The sequence below is a fragment of the Nocardia sp. NPDC059154 genome, assembly GCF_042755705.1.
Lineage (GTDB): Bacteria > Actinomycetota > Actinomycetes > Mycobacteriales > Mycobacteriaceae > Nocardia.
The window spans coordinates 1-965 of the sequence record NZ_JBHZCS010000035.1; the positions used below are offsets into that span (position 1 = coordinate 1).

Annotated in this window: 1 pseudogene; it reads left to right on the plus strand. The window is 65.1% G+C overall.

Annotated features, from left to right (window positions below):
* Positions 1-836, plus strand: a pseudogene (locus ACFXN1_RS27765) (DNA-directed RNA polymerase subunit beta); the annotation flags it as partial.
* Positions 837-965 lie beyond the last annotated feature (129 nt).

The window sequence follows — 965 nt, forward strand, 5'->3', positions numbered from 1 at the left end:
TCCCGCAGGAGGACATGCCGTTCCTGCCCGACGGCACGCCGGTCGACATCATCCTGAACACCCACGGTGTGCCGCGTCGTATGAACATCGGCCAGGTGCTGGAGACCCATCTGGGTTACATCGCCAAGACCGGTTGGCAGGTCGACGGTTCCCCGGACTGGGCGAAGAACCTGCCCGAGGAAATGATCGGCCAGCCCGCCGACACGAACATCGCCACCCCGGTGTTCGACGGTGCGCGTGAGGAAGAGCTGACCGGCCTGCTCGGTTCGACGCTGCCGAACCGCGACGGCGAGAAGATGATCAACGACGACGGCAAGGCCATCCTGCTGGACGGCCGCTCCGGCGAGCCGTTCCCGTACCCGGTCTCGGTCGGTTACATGTACATCCTGAAGCTGCACCACCTGGTCGACGACAAGATCCACGCGCGTTCGACCGGTCCGTACTCGATGATCACGCAGCAGCCGCTGGGTGGTAAGGCGCAGTTCGGTGGTCAGCGCTTCGGTGAAATGGAATGTTGGGCCATGCAGGCGTACGGCGCGGCCTACACCCTGCAGGAACTCCTCACCATCAAGTCGGACGACGTTGTCGGCCGCGTGAAGGTGTACGAGGCGATCGTCAAGGGCGAGAACATTCCGGAGCCGGGTATCCCGGAGTCGTTCAAGGTTCTGCTCAAGGAGCTCCAGTCGCTGTGCCTGAACGTGGAGGTGCTGTCCTCGGACGGCGCCGCCATCGAGATGCGCGACGGCGACGACGAGGACCTGGAGCGCGCCGCGGCGAATCTGGGTATCAACCTGTCCCGCAACGAGGCTGCGACGGTCGACGACCTGGCGCAGTGAGCGAACGGTCCTGGGGGGGGGGGGGGGGGGCCGGGGGAACGGAGGTGGGGGGTTGTTTTTTTTTCCCCCCCCCACGAGAGAAGGAAAGGTGGGGTGGGGGTGCACCCCCTCTCTTGAACCCCGATTGGT